The 19,845-nt window shown below is 51.3% G+C and carries 17 protein-coding genes; 8 read left to right on the forward strand and 9 right to left on the reverse strand.

Annotated features, from left to right (window positions below; genetic code table 11):
* Positions 1-28: 28 nt before the first annotated feature.
* The 3 genes from HOM51_00570 to purE are packed head-to-tail and all read left to right on the forward strand — an operon-like array spanning position 29 to position 1,642.
* Entirely contained in the window at positions 29-649 is a 621-nt protein-coding gene (locus tag HOM51_00570; protein MBT5032985.1) for an NIPSNAP family protein, read from the forward strand.
* Between the two features lie 15 nt (positions 650-664).
* Positions 665-1,099 carry a VOC family protein gene (locus HOM51_00575; GenBank protein MBT5032986.1) on the forward strand — a complete coding sequence of 145 codons (435 nt, stop codon included), beginning with the start codon at positions 665-667 and terminating at the stop codon, positions 1,097-1,099.
* Between the two features lie 48 nt (positions 1,100-1,147).
* Complete coding sequence (purE, locus tag HOM51_00580) at positions 1,148-1,642, forward strand: 5-(carboxyamino)imidazole ribonucleotide mutase (GenBank protein ID MBT5032987.1); 495 nt, start codon at positions 1,148-1,150, stop codon at positions 1,640-1,642.
* Positions 1,643-1,674: 32 nt separating this feature from the next.
* On the opposite strand, the gene HOM51_00585 is transcribed toward purE, so the two are convergent.
* From HOM51_00585 to HOM51_00595, 3 genes are all read right to left on the reverse strand, one after another.
* Complete coding sequence (locus tag HOM51_00585) at positions 1,675-2,196, reverse strand: DUF1993 domain-containing protein (GenBank protein MBT5032988.1); 522 nt, start codon at positions 2,194-2,196, stop codon at positions 1,675-1,677.
* A gap of 116 nt (positions 2,197-2,312) precedes the next feature.
* Positions 2,313-3,578, reverse strand: coding sequence for an inorganic phosphate transporter (locus HOM51_00590; GenBank protein ID MBT5032989.1), 1,266 nt, complete (start codon positions 3,576-3,578; stop codon positions 2,313-2,315).
* Between the two features lie 29 nt (positions 3,579-3,607).
* Positions 3,608-4,288, reverse strand: a complete 681-nt coding sequence (locus HOM51_00595) for a TIGR00153 family protein (protein MBT5032990.1) — start codon at positions 4,286-4,288, stop codon at positions 3,608-3,610.
* Between the two features lie 261 nt (positions 4,289-4,549).
* Here HOM51_00595 and HOM51_00600 point away from each other — a divergent pair, with 261 nt between their 5' ends.
* The 5 genes from HOM51_00600 to groL all read left to right on the forward strand — a co-directional run bounded on the left by HOM51_00600 (position 4,550) and on the right by groL (position 9,849).
* Complete coding sequence (locus tag HOM51_00600) at positions 4,550-5,311, forward strand: glycosyltransferase family 2 protein (GenBank protein MBT5032991.1); 762 nt, start codon at positions 4,550-4,552, stop codon at positions 5,309-5,311.
* Complete coding sequence (locus HOM51_00605; protein ID MBT5032992.1) at positions 5,308-6,030, forward strand: TVP38/TMEM64 family protein; 723 nt, start codon at positions 5,308-5,310, stop codon at positions 6,028-6,030. The genes HOM51_00600 and HOM51_00605 overlap by 4 nt, the downstream gene beginning before the upstream one ends.
* Before the next feature lie 3 nt (positions 6,031-6,033).
* On the forward strand, positions 6,034-7,704 hold the full coding sequence (locus HOM51_00610; GenBank protein ID MBT5032993.1) for a glycosyltransferase family 39 protein: 1,671 nt from the start codon (positions 6,034-6,036) through the stop codon (positions 7,702-7,704).
* A 117-nt stretch (positions 7,705-7,821) separates the two neighbouring features.
* Positions 7,822-8,166 carry a co-chaperone GroES gene (gene groES, locus HOM51_00615; GenBank protein MBT5032994.1) on the forward strand — a complete coding sequence of 115 codons (345 nt, stop codon included), beginning with the start codon at positions 7,822-7,824 and terminating at the stop codon, positions 8,164-8,166.
* Between the two features lie 30 nt (positions 8,167-8,196).
* Positions 8,197-9,849 carry a chaperonin GroEL gene (gene groL, locus HOM51_00620; GenBank protein ID MBT5032995.1) on the forward strand — a complete coding sequence of 551 codons (1,653 nt, stop codon included), beginning with the start codon at positions 8,197-8,199 and terminating at the stop codon, positions 9,847-9,849.
* A 217-nt stretch (positions 9,850-10,066) separates the two neighbouring features.
* Here the strand turns inward: groL and HOM51_00625 are convergent, their stop codons facing one another.
* The 6 genes from HOM51_00625 to HOM51_00650 form a co-directional block, all read right to left on the reverse strand.
* Positions 10,067-10,954, reverse strand: coding sequence for an NAD(P)-dependent oxidoreductase (locus HOM51_00625; GenBank protein ID MBT5032996.1), 888 nt, complete (start codon positions 10,952-10,954; stop codon positions 10,067-10,069).
* On the reverse strand, positions 10,951-13,719 hold the full coding sequence (locus tag HOM51_00630; GenBank protein MBT5032997.1) for an ATP-dependent DNA helicase: 2,769 nt from the start codon (positions 13,717-13,719) through the stop codon (positions 10,951-10,953). The genes HOM51_00625 and HOM51_00630 overlap by 4 nt, the downstream gene beginning before the upstream one ends.
* A 17-nt stretch (positions 13,720-13,736) precedes the next feature.
* Positions 13,737-13,925 (reverse strand): hypothetical protein, encoded by a 189-nt coding sequence (locus HOM51_00635; protein MBT5032998.1) that lies wholly within the window; start codon positions 13,923-13,925, stop codon positions 13,737-13,739.
* A gap of 62 nt (positions 13,926-13,987) precedes the next feature.
* Positions 13,988-15,220, reverse strand: coding sequence for a beta-propeller fold lactonase family protein (locus HOM51_00640; protein ID MBT5032999.1), 1,233 nt, complete (start codon positions 15,218-15,220; stop codon positions 13,988-13,990).
* Between the two features lie 8 nt (positions 15,221-15,228).
* A complete protein-coding gene (locus tag HOM51_00645; protein ID MBT5033000.1) occupies positions 15,229-16,182 on the reverse strand; it encodes a hypothetical protein in 954 nt (317 codons plus the stop codon).
* A gap of 96 nt (positions 16,183-16,278) precedes the next feature.
* Positions 16,279-19,809, reverse strand: coding sequence for a PAS domain S-box protein (locus tag HOM51_00650; protein ID MBT5033001.1), 3,531 nt, complete (start codon positions 19,807-19,809; stop codon positions 16,279-16,281).
* Between the last annotated feature and the right edge of the window lie 36 nt (positions 19,810-19,845).

Raw genomic sequence — 19,845 nt, forward strand, 5'->3', positions numbered from 1 at the left:
AAACAACGCATAATTCGGAGAATGAAACATGATCTACGAAGTAAGAAGTTATCGCTTGAAGCCACGGTCAGTCCCGCAATTCCTTGATGTCTTTGGCGAGGCCTATGAAAAACGTAAAGAATTTTCTCCATTGTCTGCGTTTCTTTTCACCGAAGTCGGGCCTCTAAACGAAGTAATTCACATTTGGCCCTATGAAAGTTACGCAGAGCGTGATCGCATTCGTGCTGAAGCCGTTAAATCCGGCCACTGGCCGCCTAAAGGGGCGGAATTCATCGTCGATCAAAAGTCGGAGATCTTTACGCCATTTCCCTTTGTGGGCGAATTTGGTACCGGCAACTTAGGACCGCTGTTCGAGTGGCGCGAGTATACAGTGACCACAGGAATGATGCCGGCGGTTATGAAGGGCTGGGAAGAATCAATCGACGAACGCCGCAAGGCATCGACCCTCGTCATTGCCATGCAAACCGACACCGGCGTGCTTAGCAAATATGTTCATATTTGGGCCTACAGAGATTTTGCCCACCGCGCCGAGGTTCGTGCTGACATGCTCGCCAAAGGCATCTGGCCGCCAAAGGGCTCGCCAAAAGGCGGCTTGCGGTATCAGGAGAACAAACTCTGCCTAGCGGCACCGTTCTCTCCATTGCAGTAGGGAGACACGTCTTCGATGATTAAAATTAAAAATGTAGATCACGTTGGAATTCGCGTCGCCGACGAAGAACGCGCATTAAAATTTTATGAAGTGCTTGGCTTTAAATTTTTTTGGCGTGCGACCGGCGACGCCGTGGTCAAAATTAAGAACGACGTTGATGTTGAAATCAACTTGGTGGTCAATGGGAACGATGACCAAGGCGGCAAAAATATACTCATGGATGTGCCGGAAAAAATTCCCGGCTATACCCACGTCGCTTGGAACGTAGAGTCTCTGAAACAAACGATGGAAACATTGGCCGAAAACGGTATTGAAATTCGCCAAGGTCCCGTGGTGTTTTCCAGTGGCCATGTCTCCATTTTCATCCGCGATCCTGATCTAAATGTTATAGAGCTCCGGGGCGACGACCAAGATGCGAAAGAATTGGGTGCAGAAGAATACATACCCTAGGCTCGTCTTGTAGAATTCAAAATTACGACACCAAACGAGGACAAAAAAATGGCCGAACCCAAACCCGTTGTCGGCATTATCGTAAGCAGTCAGGACGATTGGGAAACATTGAACCACAGTGGTGAAATTCTAGATCGACTCAGCGTCCCTTACGAGACTCGAATGGTTTCCCTCCATCGCACCCCAAAACGGCTGGAAGAGTATGTGACGTCTGCTAAGGCGCGGGGGATTAAGGTGTTGATCGCGGGAGCCGGGGGTATGTCTGCAGCCCTGCCGGGTGCCGCCGCTGGTTTAACGACATTGCCGGTTCTTGGCGTGCCTTTGGAAGGCAATCTCATGGGCGGTATGGACGCACTCCTGTCGATTGTGCAAATGCCGGGTGGCATACCGGTCGGCACACTGGGCGTCGGCCGAGCAGGAGCCGCCAATGCGGCGTTTTTAGCGATTTCCATATTAGCACTGAGTGATGATGACATCGACCAACGTCTTGTGGAATGGCGTGCAGCAATGACGGCAAGACAACCGGAAACGCCGGAGTCGTAAGATTCTATACGTTCTGGTTCAATCAGCCTGGTTCAATTAGCGCCGGGCTTAGCATAGCCCATGAAGTGATCCTTGCCTAAATTAACCCCATTGTGGCGGAGTAAGTTGTAGGCTGTGACCACGTGAAAGAAGATGTTGGGCAGGCAGTGGCCCATTAACAGTCGCTCGCCTTTGAAATCACGAGCTTCGCCAGCGACCATATATTTGAAGTCTTTATCTGCTGTGCCTTCAAAGTCAGCAGGATCTAAACCATCCAAGAAACTTACTGCTGCGCTGATGCGTTCATTTAGGCCGCTGAAGCTGGAATAATCCTCGGGTAATTCGGGCGCATCTTTTCCTGCCAACGTTGCCGGACAGCGAGCGGCGTGCTGGGTTGCCTGACGTACCTGGGCATTATAGGGGAACATATCCGGGAAAAATCGCGTGCCAAGGACAATAGACTCATCAACATTCTGCTCAGCAAAATGTTCGGCGGCATATTTCTGGATTTCGAGTAGGTTTCCGAGAAAGTTAATAAAAACTGGCACGGACGCATGATACATGGACATCGGCATCGTATTTGGCTCCCCCCAAGAAAAATAAACTCTAAAGAATTAGGTTTCAAAAAACCTAGTGTTATTTTTTCTTCGGGTAAAGCCTGACCGCAGTACCCTAATTTAAAACCACCGCTTTAAGTAAATATCCCCCGCAGCATGAAATAAAACACTGCGGCCAACACCCCGCCAATCGGCAGAGTGATGATCCACGACATGACGATGCCGCCGATGACGCGGAGGTCTAGGGCGCCGATGCCGCGCGCAAATCCGACACCGATCACGGCGCCGACTGCAATGTGGGTTGTCGAAACAGGCATGCCTGTGCGCGACGCCAGAACAACGGTCGCCGCCGCTGCCATTGTTGCGCAGAAACCCCGGGTCGGTGTGAGTTCAGTAATCTTCGTCCCGATGGTGCGCATGACCTTATAACCGTACGTTGACAACCCTACGACAATGCCAACGCCGCCAACCATCAAAATCCAAATTGGCATTTCCGATTTCTGAGTAAGCTCACCACCGGATTTAACCAGCCCATAAACCGCCGCCATCGGACCAACGCCATTTGCAACATCGTTGGAGCCGTGCGCGAACGCCATGGCACAGGCCGTAAAGATCATCATTGGCACGAAGACTTTTTCAACGCTGGCAAAATGGAATTCCTTATCCGCGTCTGGATCAACCTCAACCTTTTGGATCAACCACCAACCGAAGATAGCAATCAGCAATCCGAACACGACGGCGATTACGAAGCTCATGGAAACACTTAATTCCAAATTTAGATGCTTCAGCCCCTTAAACATTGTCACCAAGGAAATGATAAATCCGACGAGAAACACGTAGACCGGTCCCCATCGTTTTGCCATGGCAAAAGGATCGCTGGTATTAAGGATCAGTTTCCGAATGCTCATCATCAGCACGAATGCTACAGCACCGCCCAGTACCGGCGAGATCACCCAACTCGCAACAATTTGTCCAATTTTCCCCCACGCCACAGCTTCCAAACCAATCCCCGCAATCGCGAAACCGACGACTGCGCCGACGATTGAATGGGTTGTTGAAACGGGCCACCCCCGGGTTGAGGCGATCATAAGCCACACGGCAGCTGCCAACAGCGCCGCCAGCATGCCAAAGATCAGCACTTCAGGATTATTTGTGATGGGTGCTGGGTCAATAATGCCCTTGCGAATGGTTTTGGTCACATGACCGCCGGCCAATGCAGCCCCGGCAAATTCGAATATCGCGGCAATGATAATTGCCGTCTTAACAGTTATGGCGCCCGATCCAACCGACGTTCCCATTACGTTGGCCACGTCGTTGGCACCAATGCCCCACGTCATGTAAAGGCCGAATATTATAGCAATGACGATAAAAACCGTCCCAAATTCTTGGATAATTTCCATATATTTTCTCTATGTTTTGTTGAAAGATTTTAATGTGCTAACAGCAACCTCAGACGATTACCGATTTTTTCAGCATCGTCGGCAAGGGAGCCAATCATTTTAATAAGATCGTACCAGAGCACGACAGAAATAGGTTTCATGGAATCTTCGTGCGCGAATAGACTGCGTGATAATTCAAGCCCCATCCGATCCGTATCAGATTCAATCATGTTGAGTTCATCAACCATGGCCAAAACAGCGTCTGATTCTGGGCCTCTGAACCCAGTTTCAACCAATTCGTCCAACCGGCCAATAATGCGGGCAGCTTGAACACAAGCGTCAACGCAGCGCGATACCATATTCATCAAGGGCAATTTCATGGAATTAGGCACTTCCATGGAGCGTTCTACCAACAGACCGGCAATGTCCTGTGCCGTATCCGCGACTGTGTCTTGAAGGTCCAGAACTTCTAGTAAATCCCGGCGATCCACCGGCATAAACAAGCTTTTCGGCAGATGCGCCCGTAGGTCGTTCTTGATGGTATCGGCTTTGCTCTCAAGTTCGAAAATTTTGGCTTGAACTTCTTTGACCCGTTTCGCGTCGCCATCGCAGAGTGCCTGAAATATCTTAGGAACTTCTCGCGCACACTCTTTGATAACGAGCATGTGCTCTTGCAACGGCTTAAACGGCGAACGACCGAACAAATTGGTAAATGTTGTGTTAGTAGCCATGAGCACGCCCCCTATACACTGCCGCATTCGTCACAACAATAGGCCAATAATGGGCCAACCATTATTCTTAACCATAGCGACATTTTTGCTACAATCCAGTATCCCGATCAAATTAGGGCGTTAAATTCTCTGCCATCCCTTTAAGCGGAGGCGACCTTTCCCTTGAAAGAACTTTGCTCTGAAGACATCCCCGGTGTAATAAGCGAGGCTATGAACTGTTTTCCGTTAATATTTATGGCAACTCTTTATAAGTAAACTCTCATGGCCCCTTCAACTGATACCCCAGACTTGGCAGTTGTCGTTCCGGTTCGGAACGAAATGCTTAATGTCGGGCCGCTGATTGCTGAGATTGTGGACGCCCTGAAGAACGGCGGATCGTTTGAAATGATCTTCGTCGACGATGGCAGCGATGATGAGACTCTGAACACTCTGACTGAACTCATGTCCGAACACGCAACGTTGCGTGTCTTGCATCATGAAAAAAGTATGGGACAAAGTGCCGCCATTGCCAGCGGCGTTAAAGCGGCACGTGCCGCCGTGATCGCGACCCTGGACGGTGATGGCCAAAACGATCCTGCAGACCTTCCGCTGCTTTTGGATAAATTTGAAGAAGTGGACAAAGGGCCCATTGATTTTCTTTTGGTAACTGGCCACCGGACCAAACGCCGGGATACGGCAATCAAGCGATTATCTTCGCGTATTGCCAATCGGATTCGATCCGGGTTGCTTAATGACCGAACGCCTGACACAGGGTGCGGCTTGAAGGTCTTCACCCGCGCTGCTTTCATGGACATGCCGCGCTTCGACCACATGCATAGATACCTTCCCGCCCTGATGATCAGGCGAGGCGGACGATCCGTATCGATGCCCGTCAATCACCGTCCGAGAGAACGTGGCACCTCCAATTACGGAACTTTGGACCGGCTATGGGTCGGCATCAGCGATCTGATGGGGGTGATGTGGCTCTTGCGTCGCGCCAGCAAGCCCGACGTTGAAGAGATCGAAGCGGACGTGAATTCATGAGCTTTCGCGTCCTGCTTCGCGGATTGGTTTTGATCACCACTCTGGCTGGGGTGGTGATCCTCTTTAAAACAACTCAACTTGGATCTTCCCTCGATAAATCTTGGATCGATGAAACGGTTCGCGGCAACGGCATAACCGGAGAGTTGATATTCCTCGGCGTGGTAACCGTCTTCACCGGGCTTGGCCTGCCCCGCCAAGTGGTTTCATTTTTAGGCGGATATGCTTTTGGATTTATCTTTGGTAGCGTTCTTGCTGTTAGCGGAACAGTCATCGGTTGCATTGGCGCCTTCTTTTATGCGCGGCTTTTGGGCAGAGAGTTCGTGGCCACAAAGTTTCCCAACAGAGTGCGCAGGGTCGACGATTTTCTGCATGACAATCCATTCACCATGACCCTGCTTATTCGCATGTTGCCAGTTGGCAGCAATCTTGCGGTCAATTTGGTCGCCGGTGTTTCCAGCGTAAAACCCCTGCCGTTCTTTAGTGGCTCAGCGCTCGGCTACATTCCGCAAACCGTTGTCTTCGCCTTGATCGGCAGCGGCATCGCTGTCGAGCCGGAACTCCGGATATCGATCAGCGTCGTGCTTTTTATCATATCGAGCCTGCTTGGCATTCACCTCTATCGTAAACACCGCCACGGCAAACGCTTCGACGATGCGATTGATCGGGAGTTGGGAGATTTGAACGGAAGTCCCGACCAATCCAATACGAGCGGAGCTTAAGCCATGGCTCCCACAGGATATCCCATGGCACCTCGCCTGCTTTGGGCTTTGCTCTGGGTGCTGCTAATGGCTGTCGCTGTTTGGACCCGGCCTTTCTTGCCAGTCGATGAAACCCGTTATCTGGCCGTCGCGTGGGAAATGTGGCGAGACGGAAACTTCCTGGTCCCGCATTTAAATGGCGAAACCTACAGCCACAAACCCCCCCTGTTATTTTGGCTGATGAATTTAGGCTGGGCGATTTTCGGCCTGAACGACTGGTGGCCACGATTGGTCGCACCGTTATTTGGGCTGGGAAGTCTTTACCTAACAGCAACACTGGCCCGCACCCTGTGGCCGGGACGCGAAGACATTGCCGCCGCCGGACCAACCATCCTGCTTGGCTGCATCTTTTGGACCCTGTTCACGACCTTAACCATGTTCGACATGATGCTGGCGCTGTTCACGGTTATGGGTCTGATTGGGATTCTCCGGGCGTGGCAGGGTCAGCGATGGTCGGGATTTGGCATACTGGCAATCGCCATCGCCCTCGGCGTCCTGGCCAAGGGGCCTGCAATCTTACTGCATGTCCTACCCGTAGCGCTGCTGGCACCAGTTTGGGGCGCATCTAGACCCCAGAGTCTTAAACCGCCGGACCTTCGATCCTGGTATCTAGGAATTATAGCCGCCACGTTAGTCGGCGCTGCCCTGGCTCTAACCTGGGCCATCCCTGCTGCCATTGCCGGGGGAGATGCTTACGCCGAAGCGATCTTTTGGGGGCAATCGGCAGGCCGCATGGTCAAATCGTTTGCCCATGCTAAGCCTTGGTGGTGGTATCTGGCGGTGACCCCACCCTTGGTCCTGCCGTGGCTGATTTGGCCTGCGGTCTGGAAAGCCATTGGCGGGCGCGCCGCATGGCGGAACAATCAAGGTCTTAGATTGGCGCTCGAAGACTCTGGCATTAAATTCTGCCTAGCATGGTTCGTGCCCGTATTCCTCGCATTCTCTGTGATTAGCGGAAAGCAGCTTCATTACCTATTGCCGATCTTTCCTGCCTTGGCGTTGATGCTGGCGTTTCTACTTTCCGGCACCACCACCCTCCATCAAAGGATTCCCATCACACTTTTCATCGTCATTAGTGGCATCGTTCTTCTTGCGCCAGTATTGGATGGTGTGATCCGTCTGCCTGAGCATATCAAAGACCTTGCTCAAAATTGGATGATCCTGCCGTTGATCCTTGGAATTGCGGCGATTGCCATTCCCCGCAGCACCTATGGTGGCGTACTTAGCGTCCTGACTATTTTATCCTGCACCATGGCGATCTCGGTTCATTTGGCGCTCAAACCGATGTTGGACAAGGCTTATGACCTGGTTCCCCTTGCCCGTGAATTGGCACGATTAGAATCCCAAGGCTACAGCTTAGCTCACGTTTCCAAGTATCACGGCCAATTCCATTTTATGGGCAAACTGAAAAATCCCATCGCTGTCATCGGCCAAGACAATGACTCGCGAATTTTGGACTGGGCGAAACGGACACCAAAAGGCAAAGTCATCACTTACCAAGGGACAATTCCCACCACCGCCAAGCCAAAGTTCGTCCATCGCTTCCGGCGCATTTTTATTACGGTTTGGGATCGTGACCAGGTTCTCACCGATCCCAGCGTCGCTTACCGGACCCAGCGCAAAAAGAGGCGATAAAGCAATAACTTGACTCACTCTTGACTCTGGGGCCATTCCCCCTTAGACCCTTGGCACTCTCATTAGCTGAGTGCTAATGACCCGAAATTTTCGTCACCTAATATATGGAGAATAAGCATGAAGTTTAGGCCGTTGCATGACCGCGTTCTAGTTGAGCGCGTTGAATCCGAAAGCAAAACAGCGGGTGGCATCATCCTGCCTGATACCGCACAGGAAAAGCCTTCGGAAGGCAAAATCGTTTCTGTCGGTTCCGGTGCCCGCAACGAAAATGGCGACATCGTTCCCTTGGCTGTTAAGGCCGGTGATCTGGTGCTGTTCGGCAAATGGTCCGGCACAGAGGTCAAAGTTGACGGCAAAGATCTGTTGATCATGAACGAATCTGATCTGATGGGCATTCTCGAGCCCACCAAGAAAACAAAGATGAAAGCACCTAAGAAAACGACCAAGAAGAAAAAGAAATAACGTTTTACGTTTGATAAAAGGACAAAAAAAATGGCAGCTAAAGAAGTAAAGTTCGGGACCGATGCCCGCTCTCGCATATTGGCGGGTGTGGATGTTCTGGCCGACACGGTAAAAGTGACCTTGGGCCCCAAGGGTCGGAATGTTGTGCTGGATAAATCATTCGGCGCGCCCCGCATTTCCAAAGACGGCGTCACCGTCGCCAAAGAAATCGAACTGGACGACAAGTTTGAGAACATGGGCGCACAAATGCTCAAAGAAGTCGCCTCCAGAACCAGTGACACCGCTGGCGACGGCACCACAACAGCAACCGTGCTGGCCCAATCCATCGTCCGCGAAGGAACCAAGGCTGTCGCTGCTGGCATGAACCCGATGGACTTGAAACGGGGAATTGATTTGGCTGTAGAAACTGTCACAGCGAGCATCAAAAAACGGTCCAAGACCGTGAAAAGCAACGCCGAAGTCGCTCAAGTCGGCACCATTTCGGCCAACGGTGATGCGGAAATTGGTGAGATGATCGCGTCCGCCATGGAACGCGTCGGCAACGAAGGCGTTATCACCGTCGAAGAAGCTAAAAGCATGAGCACGGAACTTGATGTCGTCGAAGGCATGCAGTTCGACCGCGGCTACACGTCCCCCTATTTCGTGACCAACGCAGCCAAGATGACCTGTGAGATGGATGAGCCTTATATCTTGATCCACGAAGCCAAGATTACCAACTTGCAGCCCTTGGTGCCTGTGTTGGAAGCCGTGGTTCAATCACAGCGTCCGTTGATCATTATTGCTGAAGACATCGAAGGTGAAGCGCTTGCTACTTTGGTGGTTAACAAGCTCCGCGCTGGCCTTAAGATTGCCGCCATCAAAGCCCCCGGCTTCGGCGATCGTCGCAAAGCCATGCTAGAAGATATTGCCATCCTGACTTCCGCTCAAGTCGTCAGCGAAGATATTGGAATTCAGCTTGAAAATGTTGACCTGACCATGCTCGGTACGGCCAAGAAGGTCATCATCACCAAGGATGATACGACCATCGTCGAAGGTGCTGGCAAGACGTCGCAGATCAAATCCCGGTGCAATCAAATTCGTTCGCAGATCGAAGAAACAGCATCCGACTACGACAAGGAAAAACTGCAAGAACGTCTGGCCAAGCTGGCGGGCGGTGTTGCTGTTATCAATGTCGGTGGTGCGACTGAGATCGAGGTTAAAGAACGTCGTGACCGGGTTGACGATGCGCTGCACGCGACCCGGGCTGCAGTTGAAGAAGGTGTCGTTGCCGGTGGTGGCGTCGCATTGCTGTACTCAACCAAAGTTCTCGATAAGTTGGAAGGGGCGAACAGCGACCAAAACGTCGGCATCGACATTATCCGTCGTGCCCTGCAAGCGCCTATTCGCCAGATTGCTGAGAATTCAGGTTATGATGGTGCCGTGGTTGCCGGGAAAATGCTGGAACAAAAAGACGTTGAATTTGGTTTCAACGCCCAAAGTGGTGAGTATGAAAACCTGGTCAAAGCTGGTGTCATTGATCCTGCCAAAGTGGTTCGGACAGCGTTGCAAAACGCAGGCTCCATCGCGGGTCTTTTGATCACCACCGAAGTCATGGTCTCTGAAATCCCTGACGAAGGTGCCCCCGCCATGCCTGATATGGGCGGAATGGGTGGCATGGGCGGTATGGGCGGCATGGGAATGTAACGCCGAGCTGCTTTAGCTAAATAGTAAAGGGCCGTCCTCGATGGGGTGGCCCTTTTTCTATGAGTAAAGCGAATTATGAGTATTACTCGGACGTCCTTCGAGACGCGCTTCCAGCGCTCCTCAGGATGAAGAAATTTTAAAACTAAAATAAAAACTTCATCCTGAGGAGCCGCGACAGCGGCGTCTCGAAGGACGCTACATGGTTCGTAGAAACCCCTCAGTCTCGGTCGTAATACTTATAAAGCCCCGCATGATCGATCCCGCCCAGTCCCGCATCGATCACCTCTTCATACAGACTGCCATTCAATGCACTCGCGGGTAACTCGAAACCTAATTCCTCCGCAAGCGAACAAGCTTCCGCCATATCCTTGCGTTGTGTCACACAGGTGCCCCCCGGCGTAAAATCGTCATCGATAATGCGTTTACCGTGCAGTTCCATAATCCGTGAATCTGCAAAGCCACCTGTGAAGGCTTCTCTTACCTTGGCGGGGTCTGCACCTGCCCGCTTAGCAAGATACAGCGCTTCAGAAATCGCACCGATGGTCAGTCCAACAATAACTTGGTTGGCGGACTTAGCGACTTGGCCCGTGCTGATTCCCCCAATATGAGTAAGGCGCGAGCCCATGGCTTCAAACAAAGGGCGTGCACGTTCGATCATTTCATCGCTGCCACCAGCCATAATCGTCAACGATCCATTCTCTGCCCCAACGGCCCCGCCTGAAACCGGCGCATCCACATAGTCGCCCCCCATATCCATCACCACCTTGGCGAAGCTTTTGGTTTTCGTAACCGCAGTCGTTCCCATGTCGATAACGAGCGTGCCTGTATCAACTCCTGCCAACACACCGTTTTCGCCCAGCAAAACCTGTTCGACCGCATCGGTATTGGAAACGCAGATGATCACCGTTTCTGCCTGTTCAGCCACCGCTTGGGGACTTTCAACCAAGGTCATGCCCGCATCAGTGAGGTGTTTAACTTTCTCAGCGCTTCGGGCGTAGATAATCATCTCAGCTCCAGTCTCCATGACATGGCGGCTCATGTGCCCGCCCATAAAACCTAAGCCGATAAATCCAATTTTGTGTCCTTCAAGCGCTGTCATAATCATTCTACCTTGTTGTTAACAAATGAACGGGTTTCGGCAATTGCTTCCTTCAACCCGATACGTTCTAGTTCCACACCTTCTGGAAATGCGCTTGCCAACCTGGACGGCATCGCGCGATCCAAAAGAACAAAAATTCCTCTATCATCCGCCCTGCGAACCAATCGCCCGAAGGCTTGTTTTAACTTAAGCCGCGTGAGCATTTCATCAAAGCCGCGTCCACCGAAAGCCTTACGGCGAGATTTGTGCAGTATATCAGGCCTAGGCCAGGGCATCCGATCAAAAACGATCAATCGAAGAGACCTTCCCGGCACATCAACACCATCACGAACCGCATCGGTTCCCAACAGACAGGCGTTTTCCTCGGCCCGGAATATATCCACCAAGGAGCCCGTATCCAACCGATCCACATGCTGCGCTAACAACGGCAATCCGGCATCATCCAAAGCGCTCTCAATTCTTTTATGAACCGCGCGCAGGCGATGGATGGCGGTGAACAGGCCCAGACTTCCCCCACCTGCCGCAAGGAACAATTCACGGTACGCAGCCGAAACATCATCCGCACTGTTCTTGTTTACATCACCAACCACCAGAACGCGGGTGTGCGCCGCGTAATCGAACGGCGATGGCGTTTTCCACATCACCGGTTCCGACGGAAGATGATTGACGCTGGTTCTTCCCATCGCCGCGGCCCAGTCCGTATCATCATCACCGGTTGAATCACGCAGACTGGCCGACGTAATCAAAATTCCGTGGGCGGGCTCGGCAACCACCTCGGCAAACGGTTGGGTGGGATCGACCCAATGGCGATGCAGGCCCATGTCAAAGTCTCGTCCATCAATGCGTTCAACACTGAACCAATCGACAAACTCACCTGGTGTCGCTTGATGTAAGGACTGCAGCATCGACCGCCACGCCTGAACTTGTTGGGTTCCACGACGGTCTAGACTGCGGACCACAGCTTCTATTCGAAGGCGCTGAGAACTATCCAAGTCAGACGCCTCTGAATCCAATTGGGCGGCAAGAATTTTTCGCAGTTCAGCCAACGGCTTGGCAAGGCGAGCAAGGGCAGCTTCCAATCCATCGGCAGCGTCGAGGAGCCCGTCGACACAGGGCTGGGTCGTGGTCTCTATGGAATAGGGTGCGTCCTTGCCGCCGGCACGGGCATAGACCTGTTGATGGATGTATTGGAAAAAATGTTCTGCCGCACCATCGGGCCGGGCATCCGCTAAGCGTTGGCGCCAACCGGGTGATGGCAAAGTTCGGGCGGCGCGCAATACCTCGTCGAGCATTTCATCCGCCTTAAGATCATCGACAATTAGATCATCGATTCGGGCTTTTAATCCCCTGGCACGCGACCGGGACTTGCTGCCCTCTTCCACACCCACAAGCCAGCGTCTGAGTTCTGCACCTTCCTGTCCGGTCAGGTGTGCAGAAAAGGCTGCGTCGGCGGCTGAAAACAAATGATGCCCCTCATCGAAAACGTAGCGCGTCGGCAGTGCGCCATCGATGCCCCCATGCAGCGCTGCCTGCACCATCACCAAGGCATGGTTGGCGACGACGATATTCGCCCGCCGCGCCCGACGGACAGATTTCTCGATAAAACATTTGCGGTAGTGGGTGCACGACGAATAAACGCATTCGCCGCGGGTGTCGGTTAATTCAACCGTGCTGCCGCGGCCCAGAAGGTCTGCAATCCACGCCGGAAAATCACCGCCAACCATGTCGCCGTCCCGGGTATGGCGCAGCCAGCGTGCCATGAGTCCAAGCGCCACGGCCTCTTCCGTTCCGCTAAGCGGCAGGCGGGACACGGCTTCTTCAAAATTCAGCAGGCACAGGTAATTTTCCCGGCCTTTGCGGATGACAACTTTTTGAGCTTTCTCACTTGGATTGGGATAGAGCCGGTCCAGTTCCGCGTCCAATTGACGTTGTAGGTTGCGGGTAAAGGTGGAGACCCAGACAGCACCATCATTCTTTTCCGCCCACACACTGGCGGGCGCGATATAGCCCAAGGTCTTCCCAACACCTGTGCCCGCTTCGGCCAAGACCATGTGGGGGTTACCTTCATGTTCCAAGGGCGCAAACGCTGGCGTGACATTCGAGGCATAATCGACTTGTTGCGGTCGTTCTTCAGATTTTTCTCCTAATAGCTGAACCAACCGCGCACGGGCTTCGACAGATTCCACCGGCCAATTACCAAGCGGTTCTTCGTGCTGAACGTCGCCCCAATCCTTGAGCCGTTCCCAGACCTTAAAGCCCCGTGCCGGGTTGCGATCCTTCGGAGCCTCGGCTGTTCCAAGGGCTGCCAATACCGCTGCCCCCCAGGGCCATCCAGCCCGCGACATGGCTTGCGCCACCGGCCCGGCATCGGCCCCTTGCGGTCGGTCCGGGTCGGCCAATTCCCGCAATAGGGTGGCCGCTGCTGCAAACAAGGTTTCGGCTTCTTGCTCCAAAGTTTGTGGCAAGGGGAGACCCAAGATTTCTGCAATCCCGCGTACTGTCGGCAAGCAGAACCGAGCCGGACGCACGAAGGCAAACAATTCCAATACATCGAACCCGGCAAAACTTCCGGTCCTCAGCCGACGCCCACAAGACGCCCGATGGCAGACCATTGGCGCAGCCCCCAGATTACCCGGCAACCGACGCGCCGCATCGGCAAGTGTTAAGGTTTCCACTTCCCCATCCGATGTGAGCCACACACATTTTTTAACCCCCACCACGAGAGCCGGCACATCAGGAAGAGCAATGGATTTTTCTTGAGACACGGACATGGACACTGGGATGACTGTTACTCGAGGCCGAATTCACGGCGCCGGGTTTTTAGTCCCTGGAGATACTCGCCCTGCATGAATTCATAACCACAAACCATGCAGCTGACCGGGCCGAAAGGCACATCATTCGGATCAAAATCACCAGGGGTCGTATTTTGCGCTTCGCCACATTTTGGGCAGGGCACGGGAAGAACAGTCCAGGTCATACGGGCCTCATTATTTTCTGAGGAATTTCTGAGGCGCTTTCTTAGCATTTCTTGCACGTAGGCTAAAGGCCAACCCGCCTTGAACACGCCCCTGTCTCCAGATCAATGAAGGCCAGATGATCGGCGACAGAGCACGCGACAACCGCTGTCTTACCGTCTGGCAAAAAAGCTGTATGAGATGATCCACCGCCAACTTCTGTTTGATGACGTTCTTCGCCGGTCGCGGCATCGTGAATGCGTAGAAATTCAGACGAGAACCCGGTGACAACAACGAACCGCCCATCCGGCGATATGTCGAGGCCATGGGGGTAGGCTTCCGTCGGCAAGACCGCCAATCGATCTAGATTATCAGGATTGAAGATGGCGAGGGTATTGTCATAAAAATTAGCGACATAGAGTTTTTGACCATCCGGGGTGATTGAAATCGCGTGCGCCCAGGGGCCGCTGTCGGCACGGGCTAAAACGTCACCTTCTTCAGAAAAGCAGGTCACATCGCCCGAGAACGAATTGGCTACATAGAACCGATCCCCATCAGGATGGCGCGCCATGTGCGACGGCCCGTTACCAACCGGAATGCGAGCCAGTTCTTGCCCATTGCTAAGGTCCACCTTTGCCACCACGCCATCGCCAGCGCAGGGCACGTAGATAATTTTACCGTCAGCCGAAACCTCGGGATCGTGTGGGCAGCTTCCGATCTTAATCGTTTGAACATCGGCATCTCCACCGTTAGGCCGAACAATGGTTAGGGTGCCACCGCCTGGCCCTGTCACAGCGACAATTCCACCTTCGGTGACGATCGGTAACTGAGGTCCCCCTGGGGCGGGCCACCGATGGGCGACCGTCATATCTTCAGTCCTAACGGCGATTATGGAATTATCTAGAAAATCAGAAATATAAAGATGCTCGCCCTCAGGCTGAACAGCCAGATGAGACGTCTTTTTACCGACAGAATTTACGGCTTCAACTTTACCGGATTTACCGTCTACACGCGCCACCCGTTCGCCGCGCTCGCAGGTAAAGATTGAGCCGTCCGCTTTGGCAACAACATGATGGAGCCCGGGAATTGTTCCTTGGCCTGGTGAGCCGGAACGCGTGATCGAAATTCGCCAACACGCATCACTGTCCCGGGCAGTCTCATGAAGAATGCCGGCTTCGATTAGCCACATGCAAAGCCCAGTTGGATAGATGTCGCTGAGCACATCAAACTGGCTGCCGGGTTCGAGCCCGTTATAATGCCTAACGATGCCCAGGCCAATCTTGGGAACCGGCTCGCCTCTTAAATCTAAGACGTCCATGAAAAACGCTAGTTTCCAGCGCCCGAAATCATAACCTTATTGATGATATAATCTCCACCTTGGTTGAACAATTGGAAGCCGGCAAATTCTCGGCGGAATCCTCGGTCTTTGGCATCTATGATCGGTTTGCCATCGATGCTTATTTTCGTTTGACCGTCATGGTCCCGGGTCCATTGAATTTGATGTTTGCGGCGGTCTTCTAATTTAGCCTCGCCTTCAACGCTTTGGATTACAGACGCACCGCGGCGGGTAATTCGCAACAATTGATAGGTTCCACCAGGACTATAAGACAATCTATATCCAGCGTTAGGCAAATCTCTTAAATAGGGGCCAAACATCAATCGCCCTTTCTTTTCTTGCCAAGAACTGAATTCAAATGAAATGGCAAACGCTTGGTGTATCGGCACAGCTGAAGAGATTACCGCATGTGCAGGTTCGCGATGCCGTCGGCGCTGTGACCTTCGGCTATCGCCGCCCAAAGCTTGATTTAAGAATTCTCCAAAAATCTTTGCCGCAACGTCATCACCGCCCGTGGCATTGTCAGTAGCGTCCTCTGAATATTCACTCTCACGGCGATACCGTTCGTCGTTTTCGACCACCGTGCGCAGTCCCCATCCGCGCTCGACCCAAAACCGCCCAGCCGAAACCGTCCATGTTGGATTGGTTTTGTATTCGTCGTCGGCGAACTGCTCGGAGAATAATTTATGCCGCCACGGCCAATCATAAATCCGGGTCAGTTCCCTAATATCACGCATAAACAAAGGATCAGCGGCGCGTGCTTTTTCCGCTTCATCTACCAATTTATTAATTTTATCGATAAGTTCTTGGAGCCTCGTATCCTCCCCACCACTTAGCGATTGCTCCGATGCAGCGCTTGGACTCTGCCACGCTGAGTAATGCTGATCGGCACTTGCGGGCGATGCAGTCCCTATGAGTAAAATGGCAAGCAATAGAATTCGCATGACAATCTGATCCTCCCGGCACTAATTATTATTGTCTTTTTGTAGCTTATCACAACACTGCCCGACTTTGGGCAAATCTTCAGGACTTTATGGTAATTATTTTAAAGCTGCTTCAATTGAACTAAAGACTTCAGCGACGTCAATTGGTTTGGTTAGATATTCGTGAAATCCAGCTTTTTCTCCTAATTCAATGTCATTGTCTGTCGCATTGGCTGAGAGGGCAATGACCGGTGTATTGATGGTCTGTTTCATCGTTTTGAGTTTCTCTAGCGCCTGAAAGCCGTTCATTCCCGGTAAATTGATGTCCATGATAATGAGGTCGAGATTTTCTGCGCTTGCCAAGTCCAAACCCAATTCAGCACTGGGTGCGGAGATCATGGTCAAGCCATCAATGCGATCAACGATCATTTTCATCAGTTCAAGGTTTGCGCGGTTGTCTTCCACATACAGAACCTTGCCAGAGAGATTTTTGGATTGAACATTTGCTTCATCATTATCCGACTTTTCCTCTGAATCATCGCCTAATACGGCCAGAGGAAATTCCGTCCAAAATGTACTGCCTTTGCCAACCTCGCTCTCAAAGCCAATATTTCCACCCATCTCTTCAACCAAGCGTTTGGTCACCAAGAGGCCAATACCCGTACCTTCAATTGTTGATGTTTCCGCCCCCAGTCGGTTAAAAGCCTGAAAGACTTCGGATTGTCTTTCCTTGGCAATCCCGACACCTGTATCGGCAATACTTATTTTGAGCATTCCTTCCAGTGTTTTCTCGCATGTAACAATCACCTCGCCGTCCTTTGTATTATATTTCACAGCGTTGGAAAGCAGGTTTAGAAGAACCTGTTTAAGGCGTGTTTTGTCTGCGAAAATAAATGGGTTCCCAGGGAAAGCGTAATGCTGGTTTATACTGAGCTTTAGTTTCGCTGCGTTATTATTAACCAAAGAGATACATTCATTTAAAACTTCTTTGACTGCCACGTCTTCTTTGAAAAGGTCTACCTTTCCGGCTTCGATCTTCGCGAGGTCAAGAACATCATTGATCAATTTCAATAAATGGTCGCCGCCCTTCCTGATATGAGCAACTGAAGTCGTCTGAATTTCGGTAAGTATTTCTTTCGGATTGGATTCCAGCAATTGGGCAAATCCTAATATTGCATTTAAGGGCGTACGGAGTTCGTGGCTCATGGTCGACAGGAAGTCCGATTTAGCCCGGTTGGCTTCATCGGCAACAGTTTTCGCGTTCTTTAGCGCCTCTTCCGTATTCTTAAGATCTGTGATGTCGAGGATGGAGACCACTGATCCACCATCCGGCGTACGTTGCTCGGTAACCATGTTCCAGGTGCCGTCCCCCTGTTTATTAATATTAGGCCCCTGTGGATTTAGATGTAGAGCCCTCCGCTCGGCGATAAACTCCTCCTCTCGCCCGACTGCACGGTGGATGTGTCCTTGCTTGATCCGAGCCCGAACTAAATCCTCCCACATTAAGTCTGATTTTAGTTCAAACCCTATGTCCTTGTGATGGGCTGCAAAATGTTTATTAAAATTAATGAGACGGTCTTCCGCATCGAAATAGGCAAAACCTTCTTGAAGGCTGTCAATCGCGGTTTGGAGCTTTCGGCGTTCTTCTTCCGTCGCCGTTTGACTAATTCGAAGCAATTCCTCGCCGCGTTTTCGATCAGTGATATCAGTTAAAACTTGACCGACGGCAACGACCTCATTTGCATCATTGAAAACTGGAAAATTTGTAACAATGCAGGGACGCATACGCCCCTCCGGTGACCTCATATCTCTTTCTTGAGTCAAAGGTTGCCGTTTCTCAATAACCTGTATTCTGTAACCATTAACACCCTTATTGTGATCGTCATCTGGCCAACCAACATCAACAGCTGTCTTGCCAATAATATCTGATTCAGTGAGCCCCATCATTTCCTTGAAAGCCTCATTCGCGATAATGAAGCGCCCATCTAAATCCTTTAGGATAATCATCGCAGGGCTGTTCTCAATTAGAGCGCGGAAACGGGTTTCGCTTTCAGCCAAGGCGGCCTCGGCATTTTTACGTTCCGTAACATCCGTTCGAATTACTAAGGTGCTGTCGTCTACCGTTCGATAACGAATAACCTCGACCCAGCGGTCGTCCTTTAGGTGCTGCACAACCGTGGAACGTGGCTGGTCATGAAAAGCCATAATTTCTTTCAGCCAGCTTTCATGATCCGTTTTGGCATCAGGATGAAGAAGACCATCCCAAATTGCTTGAACAATTACTTTGGTTGGGGTTCCAGGAACCAAGAGATGAGAAAAATCAGAAAATTCTTCGTATATTTTCGAATTACCCATCACGAACTGGTCATTTTTATCATACAAATAGACGCTTTCGGAGATCGCTTCGATGGCATCGAAGAATCGGTCTTCTAAGGTTTCAATTTGTTTTTCCGATATTTTTCGTTCCGTAATGTCTTTAAAAATCACCACCGTGCCGATTAGTTCTGTACCTTTCTTGATAGGCGTACAGGTATATTCGGTCGGAAAACTACCTCCATCTTTGCGCCAAAACACATCATCAGTTTCGGTGTGGAGTTCGCCAGTGATACGGGAGGCGAACATCGGGCATGCTTCTTTCGGGTGGGGCGACCCGTCTGCATAACTATGGTGGGTTAGGTTATGCGCATTTTGACCAAGTAATTCTTCGAGCGTATACCCAAGCATTGTCAACGCTGCAGCGTTTGCAAAAGTGAAGCAGCCCTTAATATCGACACCATAAATTCCATCACCAACGGAATCGAGAAGTAGCCGGTTATGTTCTTCCGATTCTCGCAAAGCCTCTTCAGCCTGCTTGAGCTTCGTAATATCACGGACAATTCCGGTAAAAACTGATTTTCCATCCCGCTTGAGTTCACTCACCGCAAGCGATAGGGGAAATTTTGAGCCATCTTTCCTCAAGCCCACAACTTCACGGCCAATTCCAATGATTTTTGCATCGCCCGATGAATGATAATTTTTCAGATAGGAATTGTGCTTTCGTTTGTCTGGATTGGGCATGAGAACGCTAACATTCTTGCCAATCACTTCATCTATATCGTATCCAAAGATAGATACCGCCGCTTTATTAAAGGATTGGATTTTTCCTTTTTCACTGATTGTGATAATGCCATCCACGACACTATCCAAAATCCCCTGCAGGTGATCTTTCTGCTCATTGTGCCGCGCCTGGAACGCTTTATTATTTTTAATTAACGATTTATTTTCAATGGCTTGATCAACGGCTACAGGTAGGAGACTGAGAAAACTATTCACATTGTCTTTTACGATGTAATTGGCTACACCCAGTCGCAAGGCCTCCACTGCGACCTCTTCGGTTCCGCTTGCAGTAACAATTACTATGGGTACATCCGGTGCTTCGGCGATAAATTTCCGAGCGATATCAAGACCGGTCATATCCGGAAGTTGATAGTCTATTGTTGCTAAATCGAAACGGTTTAATTTAAAGGCGTCAATGGCCGCCTTACCGGTTGTAGCGACTTCTACATCGTGGCCCCGGTCGCGAAGCGCCACGCAAATCAGTTCTGCGATTTCGGGTTCGTCTTCAATGCAGAGAATTCGCGCTTTTTTAGCGCCCTCAGTAGCCGTCATAATTAATTAGATTCCAAATTCGCCAAATTGCGAAAG

It is taken from the genome of Rhodospirillaceae bacterium (assembly GCA_018660465.1).
Classification (GTDB): Bacteria; Pseudomonadota; Alphaproteobacteria; order Rhodospirillales; family JABJKH01; genus JABJKH01.